This window comes from Micromonospora sp., from assembly GCF_048594385.1.
Taxonomy (GTDB): Bacteria; Actinomycetota; Actinomycetes; order Mycobacteriales; family Micromonosporaceae; genus Micromonospora; species Micromonospora wenchangensis.
This window is the reverse complement of record NZ_JBMDWU010000235.1, coordinates 1-2,048: the sequence shown is the minus strand read 5'-3', so window position 1 is coordinate 2,048 and position 2,048 is coordinate 1. Positions and strand designations below refer to the sequence as shown.

Genomic DNA, 2,048 nt, shown 5'->3' with positions numbered 1-2,048 from the left:
CCCCCCCCGACCCCCCGCGGGCCGGGGGGGGGGGGGCGGGGGGGGCCCCCCCCCCCCGACGCTCCCGGACGCCGGCGTCCGGGAACGGCCCGCAGCTCAGCCGGCCGTCCAGGCACGGAGCTTGTCGGGATTGAGGACCGTCCAGATGCGCCTGATCCGGTCACCCTCGACGTCGAACGCCAGCACCGCCCCGACGACGCCCGCCACCTGCGCCACCAGACCGGGTTGCCCGTTGACCGTGCGCTCCAGGAGCCGGACGCCGGAGGCCGCACCGCCCCGATCGGCGAAGAAGCGCGCGATCCGCTCGGCACCCTCGATCGGGTGGAGTACGGCGCTGACCAGTCCGCCGCCGTCACCGGTCGCGGTGGCGTCGGGCGTCAGCAGACCGACGAGCGCGTCGATGTCGGTGTCCTCCCACGCCTGCTTGAAGGCCCGCACGACACCGGCCTGCCGGGCTGCCGGCACCCTGGGCGCCGACGACCCGCGCACCCGGCGACGGGCGGACGAGGCCAACTGGCGGCACGCGGCGGGCGTACGGCCGACTACCTCGGCCACCTCGGCGAAGGAGTACCGGAAGACGTCGTGCAGGATGAACGCGACGCGCTCGGCCGGTGTCGTCGATTCGAGCACCACCAGGAAGGCCATGCTGATCGACTCGTCCAGGGTGACCCGGTCGACCGGGTCACCCGTACCGTCGCCGGTCCACTGGGCACTGTCGGGCAGGGGCTCCGGAAGCCACTCCCCCACGTAACGTTCCCGCCGGACGCGGGCCGAGCCGAGCACGTCGAGGCAGATCCGGCCGGCGACCCTGGTCAGCCAGGCACCCGGGGTCTCGATGGCTCCCCGCTGGTCGGGGGAGAGGGCATACCAGCGGGCGTACGCCTCCTGCACGACGTCCTCGGCGTCGGCCAGGGACCCGAGCAGCCGGTATGCGAGACCGATGAGCTGGGGCCGCTCGCTCACCGGCCCGCTCGGGGCCGCCTCGGGCCAGTCCAGTCCGGGCCCGCTGGGGTTGGTCATGCTGACGCCGACTCCCTTGATCGTCCGCTTCCCCACCGGTTCGACCGACGGCACCCGCAGCTGCGGAGTCGAAGCGCCGCCTGACATTCGGCAGGGCTGTTTCGTCGTATCGGTAGGCCGAACACTATCCCAGCAAACCGCGGGGAGAACCTGACATGAACCTCGCCCCGGGCGACACCGGAACCGTCGTGGCGGACCTCGCGCCGCCGGTGCCGGCCGGTCTCGTCCGGGGTCACTTCGGCCCGTGCTCCGTCAGCAGTTGATCCACGGCCATCGTCACGGCACCGCCGACCGGGAGAGAACGATCATGGAACCAGTGAACCTCGCGATCATCTACTACAGTGCCACCGGCACCGTGCACACGCTGGCCAAGGCCGCGGTCGAGGGGGCGGAGAAGGCCGGCGCGAACGTACGCCTGCGCAGGGTGGCCGAGACGGCTCCGGCCGAGGCGGTCAACGCGAGGGAGGAGTGGGCCCAGCACGTCCAGGACACCGCCGACGTCGAGGTGGCCAGTGGCGACGACCTGGAATGGGCCGACGCGGTCATGTTCGGCACCCCCACCCGCTTCGGTCTCGTGTCGAGCCAGCTCAAGGCATTCATCGACACCCTCGGTCCACTGTGGTTCCACGGCAAGCTCTCGAACAAGGTCTACTCGGCCTTCACCGCGTCCAACAGCGCGCACGGCGGGCAGGAGTCGACCCTCCTGTCGCTGTCCAACATCTTCTACCACTGGGGCGGGATCATCGTCCCTCCCGGCTACACCGACCCGATCCAGTTCCAGTCGGGCAACCCCTACGGCACCTCCCACGTGGCCGGCGGTGGCCCGCCCAGTGACGTCACCCTCCAGGCGGCCCGCTACCAGGCCCGCCGCGTGGTCGACACCATGGCCGCGCTGAAGGCGGGCCGCCCCGCCTGATCCGACCTCCGGCGACAGCCGTGGGAGGGGTGCCCCCGCCGCCCCGGCCGGGGGGGCCCCCCCGAACCGGGCCCCCCCACCGGGGCGGGGCCGGGGTGGGCCGGGCCCCCCC

At 72.9% G+C, this 2,048-nt stretch carries 2 protein-coding genes; one reads left to right on the top strand and one right to left on the bottom strand.

What is annotated here, in order from left to right; translation table 11 throughout:
- Positions 1-96: 96 nt before the first annotated feature.
- Positions 97-1,020 (bottom strand): RNA polymerase sigma factor SigJ, encoded by a 924-nt coding sequence (sigJ, locus tag ACOJTC_RS12390; protein ID WP_420116959.1) that lies wholly within the window; start codon positions 1,018-1,020, stop codon positions 97-99.
- 307 nt (positions 1,021-1,327) lie between these two features.
- On the opposite strand from sigJ, the gene wrbA reads away from it, so the two are divergent.
- The gene (gene wrbA / locus ACOJTC_RS12385) at positions 1,328-1,936 is read left to right on the top strand and encodes an NAD(P)H:quinone oxidoreductase (RefSeq protein WP_204925357.1); all 609 of its coding nucleotides are present in this window, start codon (positions 1,328-1,330) and stop codon (positions 1,934-1,936) included.
- Positions 1,937-2,048 lie beyond the last annotated feature (112 nt).

What these genes read in the sequence shown, in the direction of transcription:
- wrbA (WP_204925357.1), top strand. Translation starts at nt 1,328, where the DNA reads ATGGAACCAGTGAACCTCGCGATCATCTACTACAGTGCCACCGGCACC.
- sigJ (WP_420116959.1), bottom strand. Translation starts at nt 1,020, where the DNA reads ATGACCAACCCCAGCGGGCCCGGACTGGACTGGCCCGAGGCGGCCCCG.